This is a genomic window from Klebsiella sp. BDA134-6 (genome assembly GCF_015601345.1).
Lineage (GTDB): Bacteria > Pseudomonadota > Gammaproteobacteria > Enterobacterales > Enterobacteriaceae > Klebsiella > Klebsiella grimontii.
Genome location: NZ_CP064784.1, coordinates 5,853,977 through 5,878,543, shown reverse-complemented (window position 1 = coordinate 5,878,543; position 24,567 = coordinate 5,853,977). Strand labels below are relative to the sequence as shown.

At 55.5% G+C, this 24,567-nt stretch carries 24 protein-coding genes and 1 other annotated feature; of the genes, 16 read left to right on the top strand and 8 right to left on the bottom strand.

Going from position 1 to position 24,567, the window contains the following annotated elements; translation table 11 throughout:
- Positions 1-152: 152 nt before the first annotated feature.
- Both IYV58_RS27300 and IYV58_RS27295 read left to right on the top strand, forming a co-directional pair.
- A complete protein-coding gene (locus IYV58_RS27300) occupies positions 153-1,034 on the top strand; it encodes a MurR/RpiR family transcriptional regulator (protein ID WP_004126967.1) in 882 nt (293 codons plus the stop codon).
- A 147-nt stretch (positions 1,035-1,181) separates the two neighbouring features.
- Positions 1,182-2,072 (top strand): dihydrodipicolinate synthase family protein, encoded by an 891-nt coding sequence (locus tag IYV58_RS27295; protein ID WP_004126964.1) that lies wholly within the window; start codon positions 1,182-1,184, stop codon positions 2,070-2,072.
- Positions 2,073-2,175: 103 nt separating this feature from the next.
- On the opposite strand, the gene IYV58_RS27290 is transcribed toward IYV58_RS27295, so the two are convergent.
- The 6 genes from IYV58_RS27290 to rpmH all read right to left on the bottom strand — a co-directional run bounded on the left by IYV58_RS27290 (position 2,176) and on the right by rpmH (position 6,671).
- Entirely contained in the window at positions 2,176-2,583 is a 408-nt protein-coding gene (locus IYV58_RS27290; RefSeq protein WP_004126960.1) for a GNAT family N-acetyltransferase, read from the bottom strand.
- Positions 2,584-2,726: 143 nt separating this feature from the next.
- On the bottom strand, positions 2,727-4,091 hold the full coding sequence (gene mnmE / locus IYV58_RS27285; RefSeq protein WP_004126955.1) for a tRNA uridine-5-carboxymethylaminomethyl(34) synthesis GTPase MnmE: 1,365 nt from the start codon (positions 4,089-4,091) through the stop codon (positions 2,727-2,729).
- A 194-nt stretch (positions 4,092-4,285) separates the two neighbouring features.
- Positions 4,286-5,932 (bottom strand): membrane protein insertase YidC, encoded by a 1,647-nt coding sequence (yidC, locus tag IYV58_RS27280; protein ID WP_195729351.1) that lies wholly within the window; start codon positions 5,930-5,932, stop codon positions 4,286-4,288.
- A gap of 2 nt (positions 5,933-5,934) precedes the next feature.
- Positions 5,935-6,192 (bottom strand): membrane protein insertion efficiency factor YidD, encoded by a 258-nt coding sequence (yidD, locus tag IYV58_RS27275; RefSeq protein ID WP_004871831.1) that lies wholly within the window; start codon positions 6,190-6,192, stop codon positions 5,935-5,937.
- Complete coding sequence (gene rnpA, locus IYV58_RS27270) at positions 6,156-6,515, bottom strand: ribonuclease P protein component (protein ID WP_004871829.1); 360 nt, start codon at positions 6,513-6,515, stop codon at positions 6,156-6,158. The genes yidD and rnpA overlap by 37 nt, the downstream gene beginning before the upstream one ends.
- A 15-nt stretch (positions 6,516-6,530) precedes the next feature.
- Positions 6,531-6,671, bottom strand: coding sequence for a 50S ribosomal protein L34 (gene rpmH, locus IYV58_RS27265; protein ID WP_004871828.1), 141 nt, complete (start codon positions 6,669-6,671; stop codon positions 6,531-6,533).
- Positions 6,672-7,293: 622 nt separating this feature from the next.
- On the opposite strand from rpmH, the gene dnaA reads away from it, so the two are divergent.
- From dnaA to gyrB, 4 genes are all read left to right on the top strand, one after another.
- Positions 7,294-8,694, top strand: coding sequence for a chromosomal replication initiator protein DnaA (gene dnaA, locus IYV58_RS27260; RefSeq protein WP_004126950.1), 1,401 nt, complete (start codon positions 7,294-7,296; stop codon positions 8,692-8,694).
- Between the two features lie 4 nt (positions 8,695-8,698).
- A complete protein-coding gene (dnaN, locus tag IYV58_RS27255; RefSeq protein ID WP_004107206.1) occupies positions 8,699-9,799 on the top strand; it encodes a DNA polymerase III subunit beta in 1,101 nt (366 codons plus the stop codon).
- A gap of 148 nt (positions 9,800-9,947) precedes the next feature.
- Positions 9,948-11,021 carry a DNA replication/repair protein RecF gene (gene recF / locus IYV58_RS27250; protein ID WP_004126948.1) on the top strand — a complete coding sequence of 358 codons (1,074 nt, stop codon included), beginning with the start codon at positions 9,948-9,950 and terminating at the stop codon, positions 11,019-11,021.
- A 28-nt stretch (positions 11,022-11,049) separates the two neighbouring features.
- The gene (gene gyrB / locus IYV58_RS27245; protein ID WP_004126944.1) at positions 11,050-13,464 is read left to right on the top strand and encodes a DNA topoisomerase (ATP-hydrolyzing) subunit B; all 2,415 of its coding nucleotides are present in this window, start codon (positions 11,050-11,052) and stop codon (positions 13,462-13,464) included.
- 32 nt (positions 13,465-13,496) lie between these two features.
- On the opposite strand, the gene IYV58_RS27240 is transcribed toward gyrB, so the two are convergent.
- Complete coding sequence (locus IYV58_RS27240) at positions 13,497-14,432, bottom strand: LysR family transcriptional regulator (protein WP_004126943.1); 936 nt, start codon at positions 14,430-14,432, stop codon at positions 13,497-13,499.
- Positions 14,433-14,542: 110 nt separating this feature from the next.
- On the opposite strand from IYV58_RS27240, the gene IYV58_RS27235 reads away from it, so the two are divergent.
- From IYV58_RS27235 to IYV58_RS27200, 8 genes are all read left to right on the top strand, one after another.
- Entirely contained in the window at positions 14,543-15,568 is a 1,026-nt protein-coding gene (locus tag IYV58_RS27235) for a zinc-dependent alcohol dehydrogenase family protein (protein WP_087828625.1), read from the top strand.
- A 115-nt stretch (positions 15,569-15,683) separates the two neighbouring features.
- Positions 15,684-16,496, top strand: coding sequence for a sugar-phosphatase (yidA, locus tag IYV58_RS27230; protein WP_004126934.1), 813 nt, complete (start codon positions 15,684-15,686; stop codon positions 16,494-16,496).
- Positions 16,497-16,739: 243 nt separating this feature from the next.
- Positions 16,740-17,429 (top strand): D-galactonate utilization transcriptional regulator DgoR, encoded by a 690-nt coding sequence (gene dgoR / locus IYV58_RS27225; protein WP_004126932.1) that lies wholly within the window; start codon positions 16,740-16,742, stop codon positions 17,427-17,429.
- A complete protein-coding gene (locus IYV58_RS27220; protein ID WP_112167110.1) occupies positions 17,426-18,301 on the top strand; it encodes a 2-dehydro-3-deoxygalactonokinase in 876 nt (291 codons plus the stop codon). Before dgoR ends, IYV58_RS27220 begins: the two co-directional genes overlap by 4 nt.
- Complete coding sequence (locus tag IYV58_RS27215; RefSeq protein WP_087828623.1) at positions 18,285-18,902, top strand: 2-dehydro-3-deoxy-6-phosphogalactonate aldolase; 618 nt, start codon at positions 18,285-18,287, stop codon at positions 18,900-18,902. The genes IYV58_RS27220 and IYV58_RS27215 overlap by 17 nt, the downstream gene beginning before the upstream one ends.
- Positions 18,899-20,047, top strand: coding sequence for a galactonate dehydratase (dgoD, locus tag IYV58_RS27210; RefSeq protein ID WP_004126926.1), 1,149 nt, complete (start codon positions 18,899-18,901; stop codon positions 20,045-20,047). Before IYV58_RS27215 ends, dgoD begins: the two co-directional genes overlap by 4 nt.
- A gap of 179 nt (positions 20,048-20,226) precedes the next feature.
- The gene (locus IYV58_RS27205; RefSeq protein WP_071846050.1) at positions 20,227-21,564 is read left to right on the top strand and encodes an MFS transporter; all 1,338 of its coding nucleotides are present in this window, start codon (positions 20,227-20,229) and stop codon (positions 21,562-21,564) included.
- Positions 21,565-21,615: 51 nt separating this feature from the next.
- Positions 21,616-22,842: a DUF3748 domain-containing protein gene (locus IYV58_RS27200; protein ID WP_142481485.1), complete on the top strand. Its 1,227-nt coding sequence runs from the start codon at positions 21,616-21,618 to the stop codon at positions 22,840-22,842.
- Between the two features lies 1 nt (position 22,843).
- Here IYV58_RS27200 and IYV58_RS27195 read toward each other — a convergent pair whose 3' ends face one another.
- Positions 22,844-23,176 (bottom strand): YceK/YidQ family lipoprotein, encoded by a 333-nt coding sequence (locus IYV58_RS27195; protein WP_032742222.1) that lies wholly within the window; start codon positions 23,174-23,176, stop codon positions 22,844-22,846.
- A gap of 298 nt (positions 23,177-23,474) precedes the next feature.
- Positions 23,475-23,550, top strand: a sequence feature (ROSE (Repression Of Heat Shock gene Expression) occurs in the 5'-region of heat shock genes and acts as an RNA thermometer to modulate expression.).
- Here IYV58_RS27195 and ibpA point away from each other — a divergent pair.
- Complete coding sequence (gene ibpA, locus IYV58_RS27190) at positions 23,544-23,957, top strand: small heat shock chaperone IbpA (protein WP_004126917.1); 414 nt, start codon at positions 23,544-23,546, stop codon at positions 23,955-23,957. (Overlaps the previous feature by 7 nt.)
- A gap of 118 nt (positions 23,958-24,075) precedes the next feature.
- Positions 24,076-24,504, top strand: a complete 429-nt coding sequence (gene ibpB, locus IYV58_RS27185; RefSeq protein WP_004126915.1) for a small heat shock chaperone IbpB — start codon at positions 24,076-24,078, stop codon at positions 24,502-24,504.
- Positions 24,505-24,567: the final 63 nt, after the last annotated feature.

The following is a 24,567-nucleotide window of genomic DNA, read 5'->3' as shown; positions in this document are numbered from 1 at the left end:
AAGGCGATCTGACTCACGCCATGAGACGTAAAATGTTTTCGCCGCTCAGGATATAGACGCGGCGGCACGGCGTTTTTAAAAATCCATATTGCCTGGTGATGCGCTGTACTCCATCATTAGCGCCTGATAATCGCGTAAACAGTAGGGAAGAGATGACGACTCCGACTTCGCCGGTCAAAGCCGGGAAAATACTTGATACCCTGGGAGCGATGCAAAGCAGTATGACCCGCGTCGGGAAAAGCATTGCGCAGTTTGTGATGACTTCCCCCCACAAGGTGACGCAGCTTTCTATCGCCGACCTCTCAGAGGAAGTGAACGCGGGCGAAGCGTCGGTGATCCGTTTCTGTCGACAGCTGGGCTATAAAGGCTTTCAGAATTTCAAAATGGAGCTGGCTATTGAGCTGGCCATGACCGATACCGATGACAACAGCACGCTTCTGGAGGCTGAAATTCAGAAAGCCGACGATGCGCACACCATTGGTCTCAAGCTCCAGGGCGCTATCTCGACCGTGCTCTCGGAAACGCTCAATCTGCTGGATATGGAGCAGGTTGAACGGGTCGTTGAGGCGCTGCATAGCTGCAATAGCACCTTTATCTTCGGCGTTGGCGCCTCCGGGCTGACCGCCGAAGAGATGAAGCACAAGCTGATGCGAATCGGGATGCGCGTCGATGCCTTAACGAATAATCACTTTATGTATATGCAGGCCGCGCTGCTCAAGGCTGGCGATGTCGCTATCGGTATCAGCCACTCCGGGCATTCGCCGGAAACCACCCACGCCCTTAGTCTGGCAAAGCAGGCCGGAGCCATCACCGTCGCCTTAACGCATAACCTCGGGTCGCCATTGAGTAAAGTCGCGGATATTACGCTGATTAACGGCAACCGCCAGGGACGCCTGCAGGGCGACTCCATTGGCACCAAAACGGCGCAGCTTTTCGTACTGGATCTCATTTACACGCTGCTGGTGCAGAAAGATCCTGAAGCCGCCCGAGCCAATAAACTGCGCACGATGGATGCCCTGTCCACGCTCAAATAGAGCGATTTTTGTGCGATTCGTCACAATCCTCTACTCCCGTTTTTCTCCCTGCCGGTATCCAGTTGCAACCGGCATGGTTACCTTTTAAAGTGGAGTAATACTTCAAAGTAAATTTATGCAAGAAGAAAAACACCATTAGAGGTTTACATGACAAAGCTAACCGGTCTTATTGCCGCTCCCCACACGCCTTTTGATGCCAACGGCGAAGTCAACTACCCCGTTATCGATCGGATTGCCGAGCACCTGATTCGCCAGGGCGTTAAAGGCGCTTACGTTTGTGGGACAACCGGAGAAGGTATCCACTGTTCTGTTGACGAGCGTAAAAAAATCGCCGAGCGCTGGGTCGCGGCAAGCCAGGGACAGCTCAGCATCACGCTGCACACGGGGGCGCTCAGCATCGCCGATGCGCTGGAGCTGAGCCGTCATGCTGAAACCCTGGATATTTTTGCCACCTCGGTCATCGGTCCGTGCTTCTTTAAACCGTCTACCGTCGACGATCTGGTGGAATATTGCCGCATTATCGCCGCCGCGGCGCCGTCAAAAGGCTTCTATTACTACCATTCCGGCATGTCGGGTCTGAGCCTCGATATGGAGCAGTTTCTGATCGCCGCGGCGGATAAAATTCCGAACCTGTCCGGTATGAAGTTTAACTCCGCGGATATGTATGAGTTCCAGCGCTGCCTGCGCGTCAACAATCGCCAGTTCGATATTCCGTTCGGCGTGGATGAGTTTTTACCCGCAGGCCTGGCCTGCGGCGCCATCGGCGCGGTGGGCAGTACCTATAACTACGCGGCGCCGCTCTATCATCGCCTGATCGAGAGCTTCAACCAGGGGGATCATCAGGACGTTGCCGCCTGTATGGATAAAGTCATCGCGATTATTCGCATCCTGGTTCAGTACGGCGGCGTGGCGGCCGGGAAGCTGGCCATGCAGCTGCACGACATTGACGTCGGCGATCCGCGCCGCCCGCTGCGCCCGATGACCAGCGAGCAAAAGCGCGTCGCGCTGGACGCTTTTCGCGCTGCCGACTTTATTTAATTCTGATAGCATCACCGGCATCCGGGAGATACCGCAGCCCCGGATGCCCCTCCGCCGTTACGGCGATTCTGGTTACATCTAAACAGGGCGTTAGTACTCGGGGCTATTTCCAGATCTTCGCCATACCTTCACTTTCCGGCCTGACGCTGGAAAAGCCGAATTTCGCGTACAGTTCGGGAACATCGGCCACCAGCGAGACGTATGCCCCTTTAAACGCGTTGTTATCAAGCCAGGTAACTATTTTTTGCACGATCTGGCGACCGAGACCTTTTCCCTGATGGGCCGGGTCCACGGCGACGTCGACAATTTCAAAGTTCAGCGCGCCGTCGCCGACGATACGCCCCATACCAACGGTCACGCCCTCATAGAGAATATGCACGCCGTAGCAGCTACGCGGCAGGCCAGCACGGGCGCCTTCCAGCGGGCGCGGCGACATACCTGATATGACGCGCAGGCGACAAAAATCTTCTGCAGAAGGGACGGTATCAATAAAGGTGTAATCGATAGTCATGGTTGCATCCGGCACGTTAAAAACAGCGATGCCGATAAGGGTAATAGATAAACCAATCTACGGTGAAGATGATAAATAAAAATAATAAAAAACCCGCTTTAACAGGACGTTAATGCGGGTTAGTCAATGCTCACATACTGAGCTTATTTACCAATACAGAAACTTGAGAAAATACGCCCCAGCAGGTCATCGGAGGTAAACTCGCCGGTGATTTCGCTCAAGTTCTGCTGAGCCAGGCGCAGCTCTTCCGCCAGCAGCTCGCCAGCCCACGCGCCCAGCAGCTGCGCTTTACCCTGCTGCAGATGCTCTGCGGCGTCGGACAGCGCCTGTAGATGGCGGCGGCGCGCCAGAAAACCGCCTTCCATATTGGTTTCAAAGCCCATGCTCTGCTTGAGATGATTACGCAGTACGTCTACGCCCTCGCCGGTACGCGCCGAAAGGCGTACAAGTGAGTGATCATTTACTTCGCTCAGCCCCAGCGTTTCGCCGGTTATATCCGCTTTGTTGCGCACGACGGTAATCGGCAGGTTTTTCGGCAGACGGGCGATAAAATCTGGCCAGATATCCGCCGGATCGGTCGCGTCAGTGGTGGTGCCATCGACCATAAATAGCACGCGGTCGGCCTGTTCAATCTCCTGCCAGGCGCGCTCGATACCGATGCGCTCGACCTCATCGTTCGCATCGCGCAGGCCGGCGGTATCGATGATGTGCAGCGGCATACCATCGATATGGATATGTTCGCGCAGCACGTCGCGGGTGGTACCGGCAATATCGGTGACGATAGCCGCTTCCCGGCCCGCCAGCGCATTCAGTAGGCTTGATTTCCCGGCGTTCGGCCGCCCGGCAATGACGACCTTCATCCCTTCGCGCAGCAGGCTGCCCTGGCGCGCTTCGGCGCGAACGGCATCAAGATCGGCGATAACGTCGTTTAGCTGGGCTTCAATTTTGCCATCGGAGAGGAAGTCGATCTCTTCGTCCGGGAAATCAATGGCCGCCTCCACGTAGATGCGCAGGTGCGTCAGCGCTTCCACAAGATGGTTTACGCGGGTAGAGAATGCGCCCTGCAGCGAATTCAGCGCAGAACGTGCCGCCTGCTCGGAGCTGGCGTCGATCAGATCGGCAATGGCTTCTGCCTGTGCCAGGTCGAGCTTGTCGTTTAAAAACGCGCGCTCGGAGAACTCGCCGGGCCTGGCGATGCGCACGCCCGGCAGCGTCAGAATGCGTTTCAGAAGCAGGTCGAGGATAACCGGGCCGCCGTGGCCCTGAAGCTCCAGCACGTCTTCACCGGTAAAGGAGTTAGGGCCGGGGAACCACAGCGCAATCCCCTGATCCAGCGCACTGCCGTCGCTGTCTTTAAACGGCAGGTAGTCGGCATAGCGCGGTTTCGGCAGCTTGCCCAGCACCGCCTGCGCAACGTCGCGCGCCTTCAGGCCAGAGATGCGCAGAATGCCCACACCACCGCGTCCCGGTGGGGTTGCCTGGGCGACGATAGTGTCGTTATGGCTCATGGTGACTCTCTATGTAGATGTAAAAAAGGCGGTCTATTGACCGCCTTCTCTGGCATTAACGTTACCGTAGATACTCGAAATAATTCAAGTTGCAGAAAGGCGGCAAGTTAGTGAGGCCCCAGGAGCTTACTGTAGTAAGTGACTGGGGCGAACTAATGAAGCCAACGCATCTGCGGCTTGAAGAATGAAGAGTATCAGGATTTTTTCTTCTCGCGGCTATGAAGGCCACGCTTCTCCAGACCACGGTAAATCAGCTGCTGCTGAATAATGGTGACCAGGTTGCTGACGATATAGTAAACCACCAGACCGGACGGGAACCACAGGAAGAACACCGTGAAGATGACCGGCATAAAGGTCATGATCTTCTGCTGCATCGGGTCGGTCACGGTGGTCGGAGACATCTTCTGGATGAAGAACATCGTCGCGCCCATGATGATCGGCAGGATGTAGTACGGGTCTTGCGCAGACAGGTCGTGGATCCACAGGATAAACGGCGCATGACGCAGTTCAACCGAGGCGCTCAGCATGTAGTACAGCGCAAGGAAGATTGGCATCTGGATTATCAGCGGGAAGCAGCCACCCAGCGGGTTAACCTTCTCAGCTTTATACAGGGCCATCATTTCCTGGCTTTGACGCTGCTTGTCGTCGCCCAGACGCTCGCGCATCGCCTGAATCTTCGGCTGCAGCATACGCATCTTCGCCATGGAGGTGTACTGCGCTTTAGTCAGCGGGTACATGATGCCACGAACGATAAAGGTGATGACGATGATGGAGAAGCCCCAGTTGCCCAGGAAGCTATGGATCCATTTCAGCAGTTTGAACAGCGGCTGAGAGATAAACCACAGCCAGCCGTAGTCGACGGTCAGGTCAAGGTGTGGCGCAACGGCGGCCATTTTGTCCTGAATGGCCGGGCCGACCCACAGGGTGCTTTCCAGCTTATCGGTTTGACCCGGCTGCACCAGAACCGGCTGCGATTTGTAGCCGATAGCCACAATACCGTTGCCGAGATTCGCGGTGTAGAAGTTGTTAGTACCGTTGTTCTGCGGAACCCATGCGGTTGTGAAGTACTGCTGCAGCATGGCAACCCAACCATTTTGGGTGCTAACGTTCAGGTTTTCGTTATCGATGATAGTATCGAATTTATATTTTTCGTACTTCGTTTCAGACGTTGAGTACGCCGCGCCGCGGAAGGTGTGCATCGTTGTCAGACCGCCGGTCTGCGTATCGCGATGCGTCGGCAGGTTGGCCGTTTGCTTCAGTTGACCAAACGTCGACACTTCCAGCGGTTTTTCGCTGGCGTTCTGCACGCTATAGCCGACGTTTACCGCATATTCACCGCGCTTAAGGGTGAAGGTTTTGGTGAATACATTGCCTGCTTTATCGGTGTACGTCAGAGGAATGACGATTTCGTTCTGGCCATCAGCCAGCACAAACGCATCTTTATCGACGTTATACAACGGACGCGGTCCGTTAGCCGGGTTGTCCGGGCCATCACGACCGGTCAGGCCGCTCTGCGCCTGATAGGTAAACTGCGGCGTGGTTTCCAGTAACTGGAACGGCTCAGTCGACTTCAGCTCTTTCGGATAATCCAGAAGCAGCGCTTGCTCAACATCACCACCGCTGGTGTTGATGGTCAGGTCAAGCACATCGGTTTTTACCGTAATCAGTTTCCCCTGGCCACTGGCCGGTACGCCCTGGTCGGCGGCGCTACCCGTTGCTGTGGTCGTTGTCTGCGTGGTCTGCTGCTGAGGTTGAGGATTGTTATCCTGCTCCCAGGCTTGCCAGATCATGAAAGACACGAACAACAAAGCGATGATAAGAAGATTGCGTTGCGAATCCATCGTTAGTGTTCTCTGGTATCAAATGGTCCAGGCGGGACGGGATCGTCACCACCAGGGTGTAAAGGGTGGCATTTTAATACGCGTTTCACCGTCAACCAACTGCCTTTTATCAATCCAAACCTGCGCAATGCCTCAATTCCGTATTGAGAACAGGTCGGCGTGAAACGGCAGTGCGGCCCGAGTAGCGGACTAATCAGGCGCTGATAGACCCGAATCAGGCCTATCAGGACCCGCGAGCCAGGCGACAGTGGCGGCGCCATAATTTTTCCAACGCTTCCGAGAGAGCACGGTTATCGAGGTCGGCAACCCCTTTCTTCGCCACCACCACGAAATCCATTGGCGGGAGTTCATGTTGACGTAAACGGAAGCTTTCACGCGTCAGACGTTTAATCCGATTGCGTTCATGCGCTCGCTTAACGTTTTTCTTGGCGACGGTAAGACCGATGCGGGGATGCCCCAGCGAATTTTGGCGGCCGAGGATGGTGATTTGCGGCGTGCCAGCCCGTAATGGCTGCTGGAAGACGAAAGTGAAATGACTGGGAGTTAACAAGCGTAACTCCCTGGGAAATGCGAGCTTAACCACTCAGGGTTAGCTTTATTACTTGGAAACGGTCAGACGAGCGCGGCTTTTAGCACGACGACGTGCCAGAACCTGACGACCATTTTTAGTAGCCATACGAGCACGGAAGCCGTGAGAACGGTTGCGCTTCAGTACAGACGGTTGAAAAGTGCGTTTCATGGCGATTTCTACCTAAACTTGAATAATTTCACTGACTTTCGCGTAAATCCGAACGAATTTCGAACGGCCTACGCCTCAGCGTGGGTGATTAAAGAGGCCGGATTGTAATAATTGTACACTCCGGAGTCAATTCTCTTTCCTTATTTCTCGCACCTTGCCGCACAAAAAACAGGCGATGGCACGTTACGGAAAACGGGCATTACGCGCCGGGTGGTGGATTATACGACCTGGTGGATAAAGCGCAAGGATCGCAAAGGATCTTTGTTAGATCGATTAAGCCCAAAACCAGGATAGTTCATTAATTTTTCCAATATGCGGCTGAAATCGTGCTCCACTCCAGCCAGGATCGATTACACTTACCCAGCTTCGATCCTTCCTGTGGATAAATCGGGAAGAATCTGTTGAGAAACACAAGATCTCTTTCTCAGTTTAGGCTATGATCCCCGGTCCCGATCGGGATCCAGAGATCCGCATCGGGTAATAACCGCAGATAGCGGTTCGCACGTCACCCCTTTAGTGCAGGGCTTTTCGGCTATGCAGGGTCTTGTCGACGTGTGCCAACAATCACGATTGTTTCAGTTTCTCTTTTTATATATCGATTTTTGTTCGAGTGGAGTCCGCCGTGTCACTTTCGCTTTGGCAGCAGTGTCTTGCCCGATTGCAGGATGAGTTACCAGCCACAGAATTCAGCATGTGGATACGCCCTTTGCAGGCGGAATTGAGCGATAACACGCTGGCACTGTATGCGCCAAACCGTTTTGTGCTCGATTGGGTAAGGGATAAATACCTCAATAATATCAATGGACTCCTCAATGATTTTTGCGGTGCGGATGCCCCACAGCTGCGGTTTGAGGTAGGCGCTAAGCCAGCCGTTCAGATGCAGAGAGGTACGGTTAGCGTTGCGGCCGCAGCGCCCGCGCAGCCGATCCAGACGGCGCGCGTCGCGCCGACGATCGTGCGTCCGGGTTGGGATAACGTTCCGGCGCCGGCAGAACCGACCTACCGCTCTAACGTCAATGTAAAACACACGTTTGATAACTTCGTCGAAGGTAAATCCAACCAGCTGGCTCGCGCGGCGGCGCGTCAGGTTGCGGATAACCCCGGCGGCGCGTACAACCCGCTGTTCCTTTATGGCGGTACCGGTTTGGGTAAAACCCACCTTTTACATGCGGTGGGTAACGGAATTGTGGCGCGTAAACCCAATGCGAAAGTGGTTTACATGCACTCAGAGCGTTTTGTACAGGACATGGTAAAAGCCCTGCAAAACAACGCTATTGAAGAATTTAAGCGCTATTACCGCTCCGTTGACGCCCTGTTGATCGATGACATTCAGTTTTTCGCTAATAAAGAGCGCTCGCAGGAAGAGTTTTTCCACACCTTTAACGCCCTGCTGGAAGGCAATCAGCAGATCATCCTGACGTCGGATCGCTATCCGAAGGAGATCAACGGGGTTGAGGATCGTCTGAAATCACGCTTCGGCTGGGGGCTGACGGTCGCGATCGAGCCGCCAGAGCTAGAAACCCGCGTGGCGATCCTGATGAAAAAAGCCGATGAAAACGACATTCGCCTGCCGGGCGAAGTCGCGTTCTTTATTGCTAAGCGCCTGCGCTCTAACGTACGTGAACTCGAAGGGGCACTGAACCGCGTTATTGCCAACGCCAACTTTACCGGCCGGGCGATCACCATCGATTTCGTGCGCGAAGCGCTGCGCGATCTGCTGGCTTTACAGGAAAAACTGGTCACCATCGACAATATTCAAAAGACGGTGGCGGAGTATTACAAAATTAAGGTAGCGGACCTGCTGTCTAAACGCCGCTCCCGTTCGGTGGCGCGCCCTCGGCAGATGGCGATGGCGCTGGCAAAAGAGCTGACCAACCACAGTCTGCCGGAAATCGGCGACGCGTTTGGCGGCCGCGACCATACCACCGTCCTGCACGCTTGCCGCAAGATTGAGCAACTGCGTGAAGAAAGCCACGATATCAAAGAAGATTTTTCCAATTTAATCAGAACATTATCCTCGTGACGCTATGAAATTTACCGTAGAACGTGAACATTTATTAAAACCGCTGCAACAGGTTAGCGGTCCTTTAGGTGGTCGTCCGACGCTACCGATTCTTGGCAACCTGCTCCTACAGGTTACCGATGGCGCGCTGTCGCTGACCGGTACCGATCTGGAAATGGAAATGGTCGCGCGCGTTGCGCTGATTCAGCCGCACGAAGCGGGAGCAACAACCGTTCCGGCGCGTAAATTTTTTGATATCTGCCGCGGCCTGCCTGAAGGCGCGGAGATCGCGGTCCAGCTGGAAGGCGAGCGCATGCTGGTGCGTTCCGGACGCAGCCGCTTTTCGCTGTCGACGCTGCCTGCGGCGGATTTCCCGAACCTCGATGACTGGCAGAGTGAAGTCGAATTCACCCTGCCGCAGGCGACCATGAAGCGTCTGATCGAAGCGACGCAGTTTTCAATGGCGCACCAGGACGTTCGCTATTACTTAAACGGTATGCTGTTTGAAACCGAGGGTAGCGAACTGCGCACCGTGGCGACCGACGGTCACCGCCTGGCGGTTTGCTCGATGCCGCTGGAAGAGTCGCTGCCCAATCATTCGGTGATCGTGCCGCGTAAAGGCGTGATTGAGCTGATGCGTATGCTCGACGGCGGCGATACCCCGCTGCGCGTGCAGATCGGCAGCAACAATATCCGCGCTCACGTTGGCGACTTTATCTTCACTTCTAAGCTGGTGGATGGACGTTTCCCTGACTATCGCCGCGTATTGCCGAAAAACCCGGATAAGCACCTGGATGCCGGCTGCGATATTCTCAAGCAGGCCTTTGCTCGCGCGGCGATTCTTTCTAACGAAAAATTCCGCGGCGTGCGACTGTACGTCAGTGAAAATCAGCTGAAAATCACCGCCAATAACCCGGAACAGGAAGAAGCGGAAGAAATTCTCGATGTCACCTATGCCGGGACCGAGATGGAAATCGGCTTTAACGTCAGCTATGTGCTGGACGTCCTGAACGCGCTGAAGTGTGAGAACGTGCGCATTCTGCTGACGGATTCCGTTTCGAGCGTGCAGATTGAGGATGCGGCCTCCCAATCCGCAGCCTACGTCGTCATGCCTATGCGATTGTAGAATCTGCAAAGGGGCTGGTTTACTTGCCATTTCGCCTTCCGGCAGTGCTCGAAATGCTCACGTACTTCGTGTACGCTCCGCTTTCTGCGCGCTGGCGGTAGACGAACTGGCTGCGACACCCACGCCCCTTGAATGATGACGAGCTGATATGTCGCTATCCCGACTCCTGATTAAAGATTTCCGCAATATTGAAAATGCGGATCTCGCCCTCTCTCCCGGCTTTAATTTCCTGGTTGGCGCCAACGGCAGCGGCAAAACCAGCGTACTTGAAGCTATCTACACGCTCGGCCACGGGCGGGCGTTTCGCAGTTTGCAGATTGGCCGCGTGATTCGTCACGAACAGGAGTCCTTTGTTCTGCACGGTCGCCTGCAGGGCGAAGAGCGAGAAGTATCTATCGGCCTGACGAAAGATAAGCAGGGCGACAGCAAGGTGCGTATCGACGGTACCGATGGGCATAAAGTGGCTGAGCTGGCTCATCTGATGCCGATGCAGCTGATTACGCCCGAGGGGTTTACTTTACTCAACGGCGGCCCCAAATACAGAAGAGCGTTCCTTGACTGGGGATGCTTCCACAACGAAGCCGGATTCTTTACCGCCTGGAGCAACCTGAAGCGTCTGGTGAAGCAGCGCAACGCCGCGCTGCGTCAGGTAAGCCGCTATGCCCAGCTGCGGCCATGGGATCTGGAGCTGATCCCGCTGGCGGAGCAAATCAGCCGCTGGCGGGCCGAATATAGCGCCGCTATCGTCGAAGACATGGCGGATACCTGTCGGCAGTTTTTGCCGGAGTTCGCTCTCACTTTTTCTTTCCAGCGCGGCTGGGAGAAAGAAACGGATTATGCCGAGGTGCTGGAGCGAAATTTCGAACGCGATCGCATGCTAACCTATACCGCCCACGGCCCGCACAAAGCGGATTTCCGCATTCGTGCCGATGGCGCGCCGGTAGAGGATACATTGTCACGCGGGCAGCTTAAGCTGCTGATGTGCGCCCTACGACTGGCGCAAGGCGAGTTTCTGACCCGCGAAAGCGGGCGGCGCTGCCTGTACCTGATAGATGATTTTGCCTCGGAACTTGACGACGCGCGGCGCGGGCTACTTGCCAGCCGCTTAAAAGCCACGCAGTCGCAGGTTTTCGTCAGCGCCATTAGCGCTGAACACGTTATGGACATGTCGGACGAAAATTCGAAGATGTTTACCGTGGAAAAGGGTAAAATAGCGGATTAACCTAAGATAAAATGAGCGAGAAACGTTGATGTCGAATTCTTATGACTCCTCCAGTATCAAAGTCCTGAAAGGGCTGGATGCGGTGCGTAAGCGCCCGGGTATGTATATCGGCGACACGGATGACGGCACCGGTCTGCACCACATGGTATTCGAGGTTGTGGATAACGCTATCGACGAAGCGCTCGCAGGTTACTGTAAAGACATCGTTGTTACTATCCACAGCGATAACTCCGTCTCCGTCCAGGATGACGGTCGCGGTATTCCGACTGGTATTCACCCCGAAGAGGGCGTGTCGGCGGCGGAAGTGATCATGACCGTTCTGCACGCGGGCGGTAAATTCGATGATAACTCCTATAAAGTTTCCGGTGGTCTGCACGGCGTAGGCGTTTCCGTGGTTAACGCCCTGTCGCAGAAACTGGAGCTGGTCATTCAGCGCGATAACAAAATTCACCGTCAGATTTACGCGCATGGCGTGCCGCAGGCGCCGCTCGCGGTTACCGGCGAAACCGAAAAAACCGGCACCATGGTGCGTTTCTGGCCGAGCTACGAAACCTTCACCAACGTGGTCGAATTCGAATACGAGATTCTGGCAAAACGCCTGCGCGAGCTGTCGTTCCTGAACTCCGGTGTGTCGATTCGCCTGCGCGATAAGCGCGACGGTAAAGAGGATCATTTCCACTACGAAGGCGGTATTAAAGCGTTCGTAGAATATCTGAATAAAAACAAAACGCCGATCCACCCGAATATCTTCTATTTCTCCACCGAAAAAGACGGCATCGGCGTTGAAGTTGCGCTGCAGTGGAACGATGGTTTCCAGGAAAACATCTACTGTTTTACCAACAACATTCCGCAGCGCGACGGCGGTACTCACCTTGCTGGCTTCCGTGCGGCGATGACCCGTACCCTGAACGCCTACATGGATAAAGAAGGCTACAGCAAAAAAGCGAAAGTCAGCGCCACCGGCGACGATGCCCGTGAAGGCCTGATCGCTGTGGTCTCCGTGAAGGTGCCGGATCCGAAATTCTCCTCGCAGACCAAAGACAAGCTGGTCTCCTCTGAGGTGAAATCGGCGGTCGAACAGCAGATGAACGAACTGCTGAACGAATACCTGCTGGAAAATCCGTCTGACGCCAAAATCGTAGTCGGTAAAATCATCGACGCGGCGCGCGCGCGCGAAGCCGCACGTCGGGCGCGTGAAATGACCCGCCGTAAAGGCGCGCTGGATCTGGCGGGCCTGCCGGGCAAGCTGGCGGACTGTCAGGAACGCGACCCCGCGCACTCTGAATTGTACTTAGTGGAAGGGGACTCTGCGGGCGGCTCTGCGAAACAGGGGCGTAACCGTAAGAACCAGGCGATTCTGCCGCTGAAAGGTAAAATCCTTAACGTTGAGAAAGCGCGCTTTGACAAAATGCTCGCGTCTCAGGAAGTGGCGACGCTGATTACCGCGTTGGGCTGCGGCATTGGCCGTGATGAGTACAACCCGGACAAACTGCGCTACCACAGCATCATCATCATGACCGATGCGGACGTCGACGGCTCGCACATTCGTACGCTGCTGTTGACCTTCTTCTATCGTCAGATGCCGGAAATCGTTGAGCGCGGACACGTCTACATTGCCCAGCCGCCGCTGTACAAAGTGAAGAAAGGCAAGCAGGAACAGTACATTAAAGACGACGAAGCGATGGATCAGTACCAAATCTCCATCGCGCTGGATGGCGCAACTTTGCATACCAACGCCAACGCGCCGGCCTTAGCCGGCGAGCCGCTGGAGAGACTGGTTGCCGAGTATAACGCCACGCAGAAAATGATTACGCGTATGGAACGTCGTTATCCTAAAGCCCTGCTGAAAGAGCTTATCTATCAGCCGACGCTGGCAGAGGCCGACCTGGCGAACGAGCAGACCGTAACGCGCTGGATCAACGCCCTGGTGAGCGAGCTGAACGAGAAAGAGCAGCACGGCAGCCAGTGGAAATTTGATGTCCGCGAGAACGCCGAGCTGCAGCAGTTTGAGCCGATCGTTCGCGTCCGTACCCACGGCGTGGATACCGACTACCCGCTGGATCACGAGTTTGTCACCGGGCCGGAATACCACCGTATCTGCGCGCTGGGCGAAACGCTGCGCGGTCTGATTGAAGACGATGCCTTTATCGAGCGCGGCGAGCGTCGTCAGCCGGTGGCCAGCTTCGAACAGGCGCTGGACTGGCTGGTGAAAGAGTCCCGTCGCGGCCTTTCTATCCAGCGCTATAAAGGTCTTGGTGAGATGAACCCGGATCAGCTGTGGGAAACCACCATGGATCCGGACAGCCGCCGCATGCTGCGCGTGACCGTTAAGGACGCGATTGCCGCTGACCAGCTGTTCACGACCCTGATGGGGGACGCCGTTGAACCACGTCGCGCCTTTATCGAAGAGAACGCCCTCAAAGCGGCAAACATCGATATTTAATCGTCGTATACCGCCATACTCAGGCCGCGCATTTAGCGCGGCTTTTTTATGGGCGCAGGCCTATCCAGCGACATCACGGACGGTAAACGGCTGGCGAGCGTATCGACGGCAATTCTCACCCTCAGCGGCAGATGCGGCGTCTGTTGCCAGACCGCGTGAACGTCGAAGCGCACATCCGGTGCCTGCTTTAACAGCGGGACGAGTTTTCCCTCATGAATTTCTTTACTGACCATCCAGCAGGGCAGCCATGCAATACCGTGTCCGGCCAGCGCAGCGTCGCAGATCGCCTGCAAATCATCCATATTGAGCGATGAACGGGGAGTAAAGGTATGCGAGGCACCTTCGCTGTCCATCAGCTGCCAGGATAGCACTCTGCCTGCCTGCAGATAGTTAATGGCCGCATGATGGGGTAAATCATCAACGCTTTGCGGCGTCCCCTTCTTCTGCAGATAATCCGGCGCGGCGCACAGTACCATGCGGTGTTCTCCCAGCCTTCTGGCGACCAGAACGCTGCTGTCCTGAAGCGTGCCGTTACGTACCGCCATATCAAACCCTTCCTCGACGAGATCCACAACGCGGTCGCTGAATGACATCTCCAGCTCAAGGTCTGGATGTTCCTGCGCCAGCGCGATCAGCAGCGGGGCGACGCACTGGCGGCCAAACAGCACCGGCATGGCAACGCGCAGGCGGCCACTGACCTGCTGTTTCCCCGTTTCCAGTAGCGATTCTGCGCCCCGAATTTCCTCCAGCGCGCGCAGGCAGTGTTCATAAAAAAGGGCGCCGCTGTCGGTCAGGCTTTGGCTGCGGGTCGTACGTTGAAACAGACGTACCCCCAGTCGCTCCTCAAGGCGAGCGATGCTCTTTCCCACCGCCGAACGCGACAAATGCAAACGGATTGCGGCCTGCGCAAAACTGCCCGCCTCAACGGCGGCCACAAAAACGGGAATATCCTTCAGCGTATTGGACATAAATTGTTTCTTTTTTGGCGTCAATAGTGGGAAAAGTTATCGCCACTGGCGACTCTGAGTCAACGGTAGACTGTCGATACTGAAGCTTATTTGATTCCAGGAGAAAAAAGATGACAGAGACAATGCAACGCTGGTCGATGAACGCCCTAGGGCGCGAGAATCTCAAACTCACCCAGGCGCCCGTGCCGCAGCCCGGCCCGGGAGAAGTCCGCGTACGGGTGAATGCCGTTGCGCTCAACTACCGCGATAAAATGGTTATCGAAGGCTCCATGCCGATCGCGCTTTCCTTCCCGTTTACGCCGGCATCCGATATGGCGGGCGTGGTGGAAAGCACGGGAGAGGGCGTCACGCGTTTTAAACCCGGCGCTCGCGTCATCTCGACCTTTTTCCCGGAGTGGATCGACGGTAGGCCAACAGCGGACGCCCGCACTTTGCCCTATAAAACGACCGGCGGTTACTTTCAGGGGATGCTGGCTGAGTACGTGATTGTGAATGAAAACGGGTTGGTGGCCGCTCCGGAATCCCTGGATGACGCAGAGGCCAGCACGTTACCCTGCGCCGGGCTTACCGCATGGTTCGCGCTGGTGGAGCGCGGTCATTTGCGCGCCGGGCAATCGGTACTGGTGCAGGGCACGGGCGGTGTGGCGATATTCGCTTTGCAAATTGCCAAAGCACAGGGGGCGGAGGTTTTTGTCACGTCGGGAAGCGATGAAAAACTGGTGCGGGCTAAGCAACTCGGCGCCGATTATGGCATCAACCGGCTTAAAGGTGACTGGGCTGAAGGGATATACGAACTGACGAGCGATCGCGGCATCGACCACATCATTGAAACCGTTGGCGGGGAGAACCTGAGGCATTCCCTGCGCGCCGTGGCGGTTCATGGGCGTATTTCGGTCATCGGCGTGCTGGCGGGCAGTGAAATCTCGCTGCCCGCGGGCGAACTGTTGCTGAAATCCCCGGTGATTCAGGGGATTGGCGTCGGGCACCGTCGTGCGCTGGAAGATTTCGTTCGCGCCGTTGACGTGACCGGGTTGAAGCCTGTGATTGAGCACCGTTACCGCTTTAACCAGCTTGAACAGGCGCTGGAACACCTCGATCGCGGGGCGTTTGGCAAAATTGTGCTCACCCGCGAGTAAGACTCCGTTCCCCGGATCTTGCCTAAAAGGGGGGATTCTGCTGCGCAATGTAGCTCTATTTTTGTGGGCTTAATCGCGTTAGCATGAGTAAGGACTCATCTTACCCGGGGATTTCATGGCTATTAAACTGATTGCAATCGATATGGACGGCACGCTCCTGCTGCCTGACCATACTATCTCTCCTGCGGTGAAAACCGCGATTGCCGCAGCCCGTGAACGCGGCGTTAACGTGGTGCTGACCACCGGCCGTCCTTACGCTGGCGTGCACAGTTATCTGAAAGAACTGCATATGGAGCAGCCTGGAGATTACTGCATCACCTATAACGGTGCTTTAGTGCAGAAGGCGAGCGACGGCAGTACCGTTGCACAAACCGCGCTGGGCTACGACGACTACCGCTATCTGGAACAGCTGGCCCGCGATGTCGGCTCCCACTTCCACGCGCTCGACCGCAATACCCTGTATACCGCGAACCGCGATGTGAGCTATTACACGGTACATGAATCCTACGTGGCGACGATCCCGTTGGTCTTCTGTGAAGCAGAAAATATGGATCCGAATATTCAGCTGCTGAAAGTGATGATGATCGATGAGCCGGCGATTCTGGATCAGGCTATCGCCCGCATTCCGGCTGAAGTGAAAGAGAAATACACCGTGCTGAAAAGCGCGCCGTACTTCCTTGAAATTCTTGATAAACGCGTCACCAAAGGCACTGGCGTGAAATCGCTGGCCGATGCGTTGGGTATCAAAGCGGAAGAGGTGATGGCGATTGGCGATCAGGAAAACGACATCGCGATGATTGAATACGCCGGTGTCGGCGTAGCAATGGACAATGCGATTCCGGCAGTCAAAGAAGCGGCAAACTTTATCACAAAATCTAACCTGGAAGACGGTGTAGCGTATGCTATTGAAAAATATGTCTTAAACTAAAGGTCTCTTTCTGAAAAACCCGCGTTTATCGCGGGTTTTTTTATGCTCTAAGTTTACCCCGCTGCAAGATCTCCAAACCGAATTGTCGTTTTTGTGATCTAAATTGTAGTACAACATGTTTGTGTTGTACTACATTGTGTCCATGGAGATGACGAGTGGCATCACGTTAGTACTACAAAGTTGCGGTTAAATCCGCCTGTCGCGGTAAAGTAGAGGGAGACATCCAGAGCACAAGGACTCTCCATGACTCTCAATAAAACCGATCGCATTGTTATCACGCTGGGCAAGCAGATTGTCAGCGGCAAATACGTTCCCGGCTCTGCGCTGCCCGCGGAAGCCGACCTGTGTGAGGAGTTCGCCACCTCGCGCAATATCATTCGCGAAGTGTTCCGTTCGTTGATGGCTAAGCGGCTGATTGAAATGAAGCGCTATCGCGGCGCGTTCGTTGCGCCGCGTAACCAGTGGAATTATCTCGACACCGACGTTTTACAGTGGGTGCTGGAGAGTGATTACGACCCGCGGCTGATTAGCGCGATGAGCGAGGTACGTAACCTGGTTGAACCCGCGATTGCCCGCTGGGCGGCAGAGCGCGCGACGTCGAGCGATCTGGCGCAAATAGAAGAAGCGCTCAATGACATGATCGCCAACAACCAGGACAGAGAGGCGTTTAACGAGGCGGATATTCGCTATCACGAGGCGGTGCTGCAGTCGGTGCATAACCCGGTACTGCAACAGCTCAACGTAGCGATCAGCTCGCTGCAGCGGGCGGTATTTGAAAGAACTTGGATGGGCGATGAGGCCAACATGCCGAAAACGCTCCAGGAACATAAGGCGCTGTTTGACGCCATCCGGCATCAGGACAGCGAAGCGGCGGAGCAGGCGGCGCTCACCATGATCGCCAGCTCGACACGAAGGCTGAAGGAAATCACATGACATCTCGCTACATCGCAATTGACTGGGGATCGACCAACCTGCGCGCCTGGCTTTATCAGGACGACCAGTGCCTGGAGAGCAGGCAATCGGAAGCTGGCGTCACGCGCCTGAACGGACATTCCCCCGCAGCGGTGTTTAGCGAAATAACCACGGGCTGGCGCGACAGCGCTACCCCGGTAGTGATGGCGGGAATGGTCGGCAGTAACGTCGGCTGGAAGGTGGCGCCCTATTTGCCCGTTCCCGTTGATTTCTCCGCCATTGGCCAACAATTGACGTCCGTTGGCGACAAAGTCTGGATTATCCCCGGGCTCTGCGTCTCTCGAGACGATAACCAGAATGTGATGCGCGGCGAAGAGACTCAGCTCCTCGGCGCGCGGATGATTGCCCCTTCTTCCGTCTACGTGATGCCCGGCACCCACTGCAAATGGGTGCAGGCCGACCGCCAACAAATTAACGACTTTCGCACGGTGATGACCGGCGAACTGCATCATCTTCTGCTGCGCCACTCGCTGGTCGGCGCCGGGTTACCGGAGCAGGTCTCCGCCCCCGGCGCGTTTAACGCCGGGCTTGAGCGCGGCCTTCATTCGCCAGACATTCTGCCGCGGCTTTTTGAGGTGCGCGCTTCGCACGTGCTGGGGTCGCTGCCGCGCGAGCAGGTCAGCGAGTTTCTGTCGGGGCTGCTGATTGGCGCGGAAGTCGCCACCCTGAGCCAACGCTTTCACGACTCGCAGGTCGCCATTGTCGGCGGCGAGGCGCTAGCGAACCGCTATCAGCAGGCCCTGAGCGCCATTGGCCGTCAGACCACCGTGGTGTCGGGTGACAACGCATTTCAGACAGGAATAAGGAGCATCATCCATGCAGTGGCAAACTAACTTACCGCTTATCGCTATCCTGCGCGGGATCAAGCCGGAAGAGGCGCTGGCGCATGTGGGGGCGGTGATTGACGCCGGATTTGACGCCGTAGAAATTCCGCTCAACTCACCGCAGTGGGAAAAGAGTATTCCCGCCGTTGTTGAGGCTTATGGCGATAAAGCCCTGATTGGCGCAGGCACCGTGCTTAATACAGAACGGGTGGATCAGCTTGCCCAAATGGGCTGCAGGCTTATCGTCACGCCCAATATTCAGCCCGAGGTCATTCGCCGTGCGGTGAGCTACGGCATGACGGTCTGTCCGGGATGCGCGACGGCGACAGAAGCGTTCGCCGCGCTGGACGCCGGGTCTCAGGCGTTGAAAGTCTTCCCTTCTTCGGCTTTTGGCCCTGACTACATCAAAGCGTTAAAAGCCGTTTTGCCGCCGGAGGTGCCCGTTTTTGCGGTGGGCGGCGTGACGCCGGAAAATCTGGCGCAGTGGATAAAAGCAGGCTGTACCGGCGCCGGGTTGGGCAGCGATCTTTATCGCGCAGGCCAATCCGTAGAGCGTACCCAACGGCAGGCGACAGCATTTGTTAAAGCGTATCGAGAGGCAGTGCAATGAAAATAACCAAACTCACCACGTATCGTTTACCCCCGCGCTGGATGTTTTTAAAAATTGAGACCGACGAAGGCGTGGTTGGCTGGGGCGAGCCCGTGATTGAAGGGCGCGCGCGCACCGTAGAGGCGGCGGTGCATGAGCTCGGCGATTATCTGATAGGCCAGGATCCGGCGCGGATTAACGACCTGTGGCAGGTGATGTACCGCGCGGGCTTTTACCGCGGCGGTCCGATTTTAATGAGCGCCATCGCCGGTATCGATCAGGCGCTGTGGGATATTAAAGGCAAAGTGCTGAACGCGCCGGTCTGGCAGTTGATGGGCGGCCTGGTGCGCGACAAAATCAAAGCCTACAGCTGGGTTGGCGGAGATCGTCCGGCGGAGGTGATTGACGGTATCAAAAAGCTGCGCGGAATTGGTTTTGATACCTTTAAATTAAACGGCTGCGAAGAGCTGGGGCTTATCGATAACTCGCGCGCGGTGGATGCCGCGGTGAATACCGTCGCGCAAATTCGCGAAGCGTTCGGCAATGAAATTGAGTTCGGCCTCGATTTCCACGGTCGCGTTAGCGCGCCAATGGCGAAGGTGCTGATTAAAGAGCTGGAGCAATATCGCCCGCTGTTTATTGAAGAGCCGGTTCTTGCCGAACAGGCGGAATATTATCCGCGGCTGGCGGCGCAAACCTCGATTCCTATCGCGGCGGGCGAACGCATGTTCTCGCGCTTCGAGTTTAAACGCGTGCTGGAAGCGGGTGGGCTGGCCATTCTCCAACCCGATCTGTCGCACGCCGGCGGTATTACCGAGTGCTATAAAATCGCCGGAATGGCCGAAGCATACGACGTGGCGCTGGCGCCGCACTGCCCGCTGGGACCTGTTGCGCTTGCCGCCTGCCTGCACGTCGACTTTGTCTCATATAACGCCGTCTTCCAGGAGCAGAGTATGGGTATTCACTATAACAAGGGCGCGGAATTACTCGACTTTGTGAAAAATAAAGAGGACTTCAATATGGAAGGCGGTTTCTTTAAACCATTAATGAAGCCCGGGCTTGGCGTAGAAATAGATGAAGCGCGGGTCGTGGAATTAAGTCAGAACGCGCCGGACTGGCGTAATCCGTTGTGGCGGCATGAGGATGGTAGCGTCGCCGAATGGTAAATGCGCGTCATACTTTGCGCTGCTGATGCGTTGGCTGCATTTTCTTATCCCAGTCACATACTAATGTATGCTCCTGGGAATGCGAAAATTTGCCGCCTTTCCCCAGCACAAATTATTTAGCGCATTACGGTTAAGTTATTAATAAAAAATTTAAATAAACCCTCTGTAAATTACCGGGCATGGTGAGCGGCCTCGCTATGCCCAAAATCTGGAGACAGATTGCGATGGATATTTCAGTTACAGCTGCAAAACCCGGGCGTCGTCGCTATTTGACGCTGATAATGATCTTTATTACCGTGGTGATTTGTTATGTTGACCGCGCTAACCTTGCCGTGGCATCGGCGCATATTCAGGAAGAGTTTGGTATAACCAAAGCGGAAATGGGATATGTATTTTCCGCTTTCGCGTGGCTGTATACGCTTTGCCAGATTCCCGGCGGCTGGTTCCTTGACCGCGTGGGCTCAAGGCTAACCTACTTTATCGCCATTTTTGGCTGGTCGGTGGCGACGCTGCTTCAGGGATTTGCCACCGGGCTTATGTCGTTGATTGGCCTGCGCGCAATTACCGGGATATTTGAAGCGCCGGCGTTTCCAACCAATAATCGCATGGTGACCAGCTGGTTTCCGGAACACGAGCGCGCATCAGCCGTCGGTTTTTACACCTCAGGACAGTTTGTCGGGCTGGCATTTCTGACTCCACTGTTAATCTGGATTCAGGAAATGCTGAGCTGGCACTGGGTATTTATCGTTACCGGCGCTATCGGGATTGTATGGTCACTTATTTGGATAAAGGTCTATCAACCGCCGCGCCTGACGAAAAGCATCAGCAAAGCCGAACTGGATTATATTCGCGACGGCGGTGGCCTGGTGGACGGCGATGCGCCCGTTAAAAAAGAGGCGCGCCAGCCGCTGACCAAAGCCGACTGGAAGCTGGTATTCCATCGCAAACTGATAGGTGTTTACCTGGGACAGTTTGCCGTGACCTCGACACTGTGGTTCTTCCTGACCTGGTTCCCCAACTATCTGACACAGGAAAAGGGGATTACGGCGCTGAAAGCGGGCTTTATGACCACGGTTCCGTTCCTTGCCGCCTTTGTTGGCGTGCTGCTCTCCGGCTGGCTGGCGGACAGGCTGGTAAGAAAAGGCTTCTCGTTAGGCGCCGCGCGTAAAACCCCGATTATCTGCGGCCTGCTGATCTCGACCTGCATCATGGGCGCAAACTATACCAACGATCCGGTGTGGATTATGGTCCTGATGGCGTTAGCGTTTTTCGGTAACGGCTTCGCTTCGATTACCTGGTCGCTGGTCTCTTCGCTTGCGCCAATGCGGCTTATTGGGCTGACGGGGGGGATGTTTAATTTCGTCGGCGGGCTGGGCGGTATCACCGTTCCGCTGGTAGTGGGCTATCTGGCTCAGGACTATGGTTTTGCGCCTGCGCTGGTTTATATTTCCGTTATTGCGCTGGTTGGCGCACTCTCTTACATCCTGCTGGTGGGGGATGTTAAACGAGTAGGCTAATCCTTTCCGATACTATACCCTGATGCGAAAGTCTCGCATCAGGGTATCTTTATGAAACAAGTCACCTTTGCTCTCCGTCATCATCAGCTTACCAACACCCGCACCTGGACGGCGGACAGCCGGTGGCTGGTTTTTGACGTTCGTCCCTCAGGCGCCTCCTTTACTGGCGAAACGATTGAGCGGGTAAATGTCGATACGGGAGAAGTTGAGATCCTCTACCGAACCGGACAAGGTGCGTACGTTGGCGTGGTGACCGTTCATCCATCGGAAGATAAATATGTCTTCATCCACGGCCCGGAAAACCCTGACGAGCGCTGGCATTACGATTTCCATCATCGTCGCGGCGTGGTGACGTATCAGGGGGAAACGCGCAACCTTGATGCGATGGATATCACTCCGCCCTATACCCCCGGCGCGCTGCGCGGCGGCAGCCATGTGCATGTTTTTAGCCCGAACGGCGAGCTCGTCAGCTTTACCTATAACGACCACGTGTTGCATGAACGCGATCCGGCGCTGGATTTGCGCAACGTTGGCGTGGCGGTTCCCTATGGCCCGGTAGTACCGCGTGGGGATCATCCGCGGCAATACGGCGGTAGCCACTGGTGCGTGCTGGTCAGCCACACAACGTCATCCCCCGTGCCGGGCAGCGACGAGATTAATCGTGCCTATGAAGAAGGCTGGGTCGGCGACCGGGCGCTGGCGTTTATTGGCGATACGCGAGCGATAAACGGCGACAAAGTGCCGGAGCTGTTTATTGTCGCGTTGCCGCAGAGCGAGCAGGGCTGGAAGCAGTCTGGCGATGCGCCGCTGGCAGGAACGCAAACCACGATGCCGGCGCCTCCTGCCGGCGTGGTTCAGCGTCGCTTAACGTTTACCCATGAACGTCGTTATCCGGGGCTGGTGATTACGCCCCGTCATTGGGTACGCGCCAATCCGCAGGCAACGGAGATTGCTTTTCTGATGCGCGATGAGGCCGGCGTGGTGCAAATGTGGCTTATCTCGCCTCAGGGGGACGGGCTGCGGCAGTTGACCCACAACCGCTCCGATATCCAGTCGGCGTTTAACTGGCATCCGTCGGGGAAATGGTTGGGCTTTGTGCTGGAAAACCGAATCGCGCTTTGTGATGCGCTGAGCGGGGAAATCCTCTTTTTGACCGACGGACATGCCAATCCGCCATCGGCCGAAGCGATCGTCTTTTCGCCAGACGGCAAACAGCTTGCCTGGATGGAAGAGGTAGACGGTTACCGCCAGCTCTGGGTAACCGCAACGGGGCGCTAAATTACTGATTAGTCATCCGCGCTGGCGGGATCACGGAGTTGGTCGCCAGCGTCTCTTTCTCACTCTTTTCGACGCGCGATTTGACCGAGCTGTCGGTGCGGAACATATCCCACGGCAGCAGCAGCGTGTCCATTACCGCCGTAAGGGGCATATCCAGCGCCACAAGGGATTTCGTTCCCCAGTTGGCATCGCTATCTCCCAGCATTTGCGCGCTGGCGCGCGTTCCCGGATAGGTTCCTTCCTTACCGCCGGTATGTGACATCACGCTGGAGCAACCGCCTACACTTATCATCCCGCTAAACAGGACCAGCTTTAACAGACCGTTTTTCATCATTTTTCCGTCATCGTTACGGGCGTTGATAGAACCTTCAATGTACAAAAAATTCAGAGCGCCGCCGGTAATGGCGCGGTCTGAAGAATGGCGTACATATCGGTTATATCGGGCCATTCCATGGATGCATAGTGCGATTGCGCCGCACTGTGGCAGGCGTCGCACTTTGCCTTTTGTGCTGTCACTCCAGTCTAAGCAATAGACCGCAAACTGCAAAAAAAATTGCCCTCTTCACCTTGAAAAGGGCATGGATATACCCATTTTAGGAATGTATCACTCAGAGAATACGCCGAATGGGTATTCCGCTTAATAACGACCTGTCCATGATGGAAGGTCTGATAATTCTCGCTGATTTCAGGAGCTATGTATTATGCGTAATTTCGATCTCTCCCCGCTGTATCGTTCTGCTATTGGTTTCGACCGCCTTTTCAATCTGTTAGAAAATAATCAAAGCCAGAGTAATGGCGGCTACCCTCCGTACAACGTTGAGTTAGTAGACGAGAACAACTACCGCATCGCGATTGCCGTGGCCGGTTTTGCCGAGAGCGAACTGGAAATTACCGCTCAGGATAATCTGCTTATCGTGAAAGGCGCCCATGCCGCCGAACAGAAAGAGCGTACTTATCTTTATCAGGGCATCGCTGAACGCAATTTTGAGCGTAAATTCCAGCTGGCGGAAAATATCCATATTCGCGGCGCCAACCTGGTAAACGGCCTGCTGTATATCGACCTCGAGCGAGTGATTCCCGAAGCGAATAAACCGCGCCGTATCGAGATCAACTAATTTCCTCGGGCCGCCAACGCGGCCCGGTATTAATGTAAAAATCTGCCTGCCGTCAGGGGGCAAATGCGAATCCGCAGGATTTGCAGCTATCCACTCGCTTCTTAGAAGGAGAAACACAATGCGTAACTACGATTTATCCCCGCTGCTGCGTCAATGGATCGGTTTTGACAAACTGGCCAACGCGCTGCAAACCGCCGGTGAAAGCCAGACCTTCCCGCCTTATAACATCGAAAAAAGCGACGACAACCACTATCGCATTACCCTTGCGCTGGCCGGTTTCCGTCAGGAAGATTTGGATATCCAGCTTGAAGGCACGCGCCTGACGGTAAAAGGCGCGCCGCAGCAGCCGGAAAAAGAGACCAAATGGCTGCACCAGGGGTTGGTTAACCAGGCCTTTAGCCTGAGCTTTACGCTTGCCGAAAATATGGAAGTCTCCGGGGCTACCTTTACCAACGGCCTGCTGCATATCGATCTGACCCGTAACGAGCCGGAACAGATCGCACCGCAGCGCATCGCCATCAGCGAGCGCCCCGCGTTAGATAGCTAATTAAGCTAACCACCCATAAGGCCCCGATTTTCGGGGCTTTTTTGTGCGCGAGAGCGCATTAAA

Coding starts and splice junctions, on each gene's coding strand:
- IYV58_RS27215 (WP_087828623.1), top strand. CDS start 18,285: ATGCAGTGGCAAACTAACTTACCGCTTATCGCTATCCTGCGCGGGATC.
- IYV58_RS27200 (WP_142481485.1), top strand. CDS start 21,616: ATGAAACAAGTCACCTTTGCTCTCCGTCATCATCAGCTTACCAACACC.
- yidD (WP_004871831.1), bottom strand. CDS start 6,192: ATGGCGCCGCCACTGTCGCCTGGCTCGCGGGTCCTGATAGGCCTGATT.
- IYV58_RS27220 (WP_112167110.1), top strand. CDS start 17,426: ATGACATCTCGCTACATCGCAATTGACTGGGGATCGACCAACCTGCGC.
- recF (WP_004126948.1), top strand. CDS start 9,948: ATGTCGCTATCCCGACTCCTGATTAAAGATTTCCGCAATATTGAAAAT.
- IYV58_RS27290 (WP_004126960.1), bottom strand. CDS start 2,583: ATGACTATCGATTACACCTTTATTGATACCGTCCCTTCTGCAGAAGAT.
- dnaN (WP_004107206.1), top strand. CDS start 8,699: ATGAAATTTACCGTAGAACGTGAACATTTATTAAAACCGCTGCAACAG.
- rpmH (WP_004871828.1), bottom strand. CDS start 6,671: ATGAAACGCACTTTTCAACCGTCTGTACTGAAGCGCAACCGTTCTCAC.
- yidC (WP_195729351.1), bottom strand. CDS start 5,932: ATGGATTCGCAACGCAATCTTCTTATCATCGCTTTGTTGTTCGTGTCT.
- IYV58_RS27240 (WP_004126943.1), bottom strand. CDS start 14,432: ATGTCCAATACGCTGAAGGATATTCCCGTTTTTGTGGCCGCCGTTGAG.
- ibpA (WP_004126917.1), top strand. CDS start 23,544: ATGCGTAATTTCGATCTCTCCCCGCTGTATCGTTCTGCTATTGGTTTC.
- mnmE (WP_004126955.1), bottom strand. CDS start 4,091: ATGAGCCATAACGACACTATCGTCGCCCAGGCAACCCCACCGGGACGC.
- IYV58_RS27295 (WP_004126964.1), top strand. CDS start 1,182: ATGACAAAGCTAACCGGTCTTATTGCCGCTCCCCACACGCCTTTTGAT.
- dgoD (WP_004126926.1), top strand. CDS start 18,899: ATGAAAATAACCAAACTCACCACGTATCGTTTACCCCCGCGCTGGATG.
- dgoR (WP_004126932.1), top strand. CDS start 16,740: ATGACTCTCAATAAAACCGATCGCATTGTTATCACGCTGGGCAAGCAG.
- gyrB (WP_004126944.1), top strand. CDS start 11,050: ATGTCGAATTCTTATGACTCCTCCAGTATCAAAGTCCTGAAAGGGCTG.
- ibpB (WP_004126915.1), top strand. CDS start 24,076: ATGCGTAACTACGATTTATCCCCGCTGCTGCGTCAATGGATCGGTTTT.
- yidA (WP_004126934.1), top strand. CDS start 15,684: ATGGCTATTAAACTGATTGCAATCGATATGGACGGCACGCTCCTGCTG.
- IYV58_RS27235 (WP_087828625.1), top strand. CDS start 14,543: ATGACAGAGACAATGCAACGCTGGTCGATGAACGCCCTAGGGCGCGAG.
- IYV58_RS27300 (WP_004126967.1), top strand. CDS start 153: ATGACGACTCCGACTTCGCCGGTCAAAGCCGGGAAAATACTTGATACC.
- IYV58_RS27195 (WP_032742222.1), bottom strand. CDS start 23,176: ATGATGAAAAACGGTCTGTTAAAGCTGGTCCTGTTTAGCGGGATGATA.
- IYV58_RS27205 (WP_071846050.1), top strand. CDS start 20,227: ATGGTGAGCGGCCTCGCTATGCCCAAAATCTGGAGACAGATTGCGATG.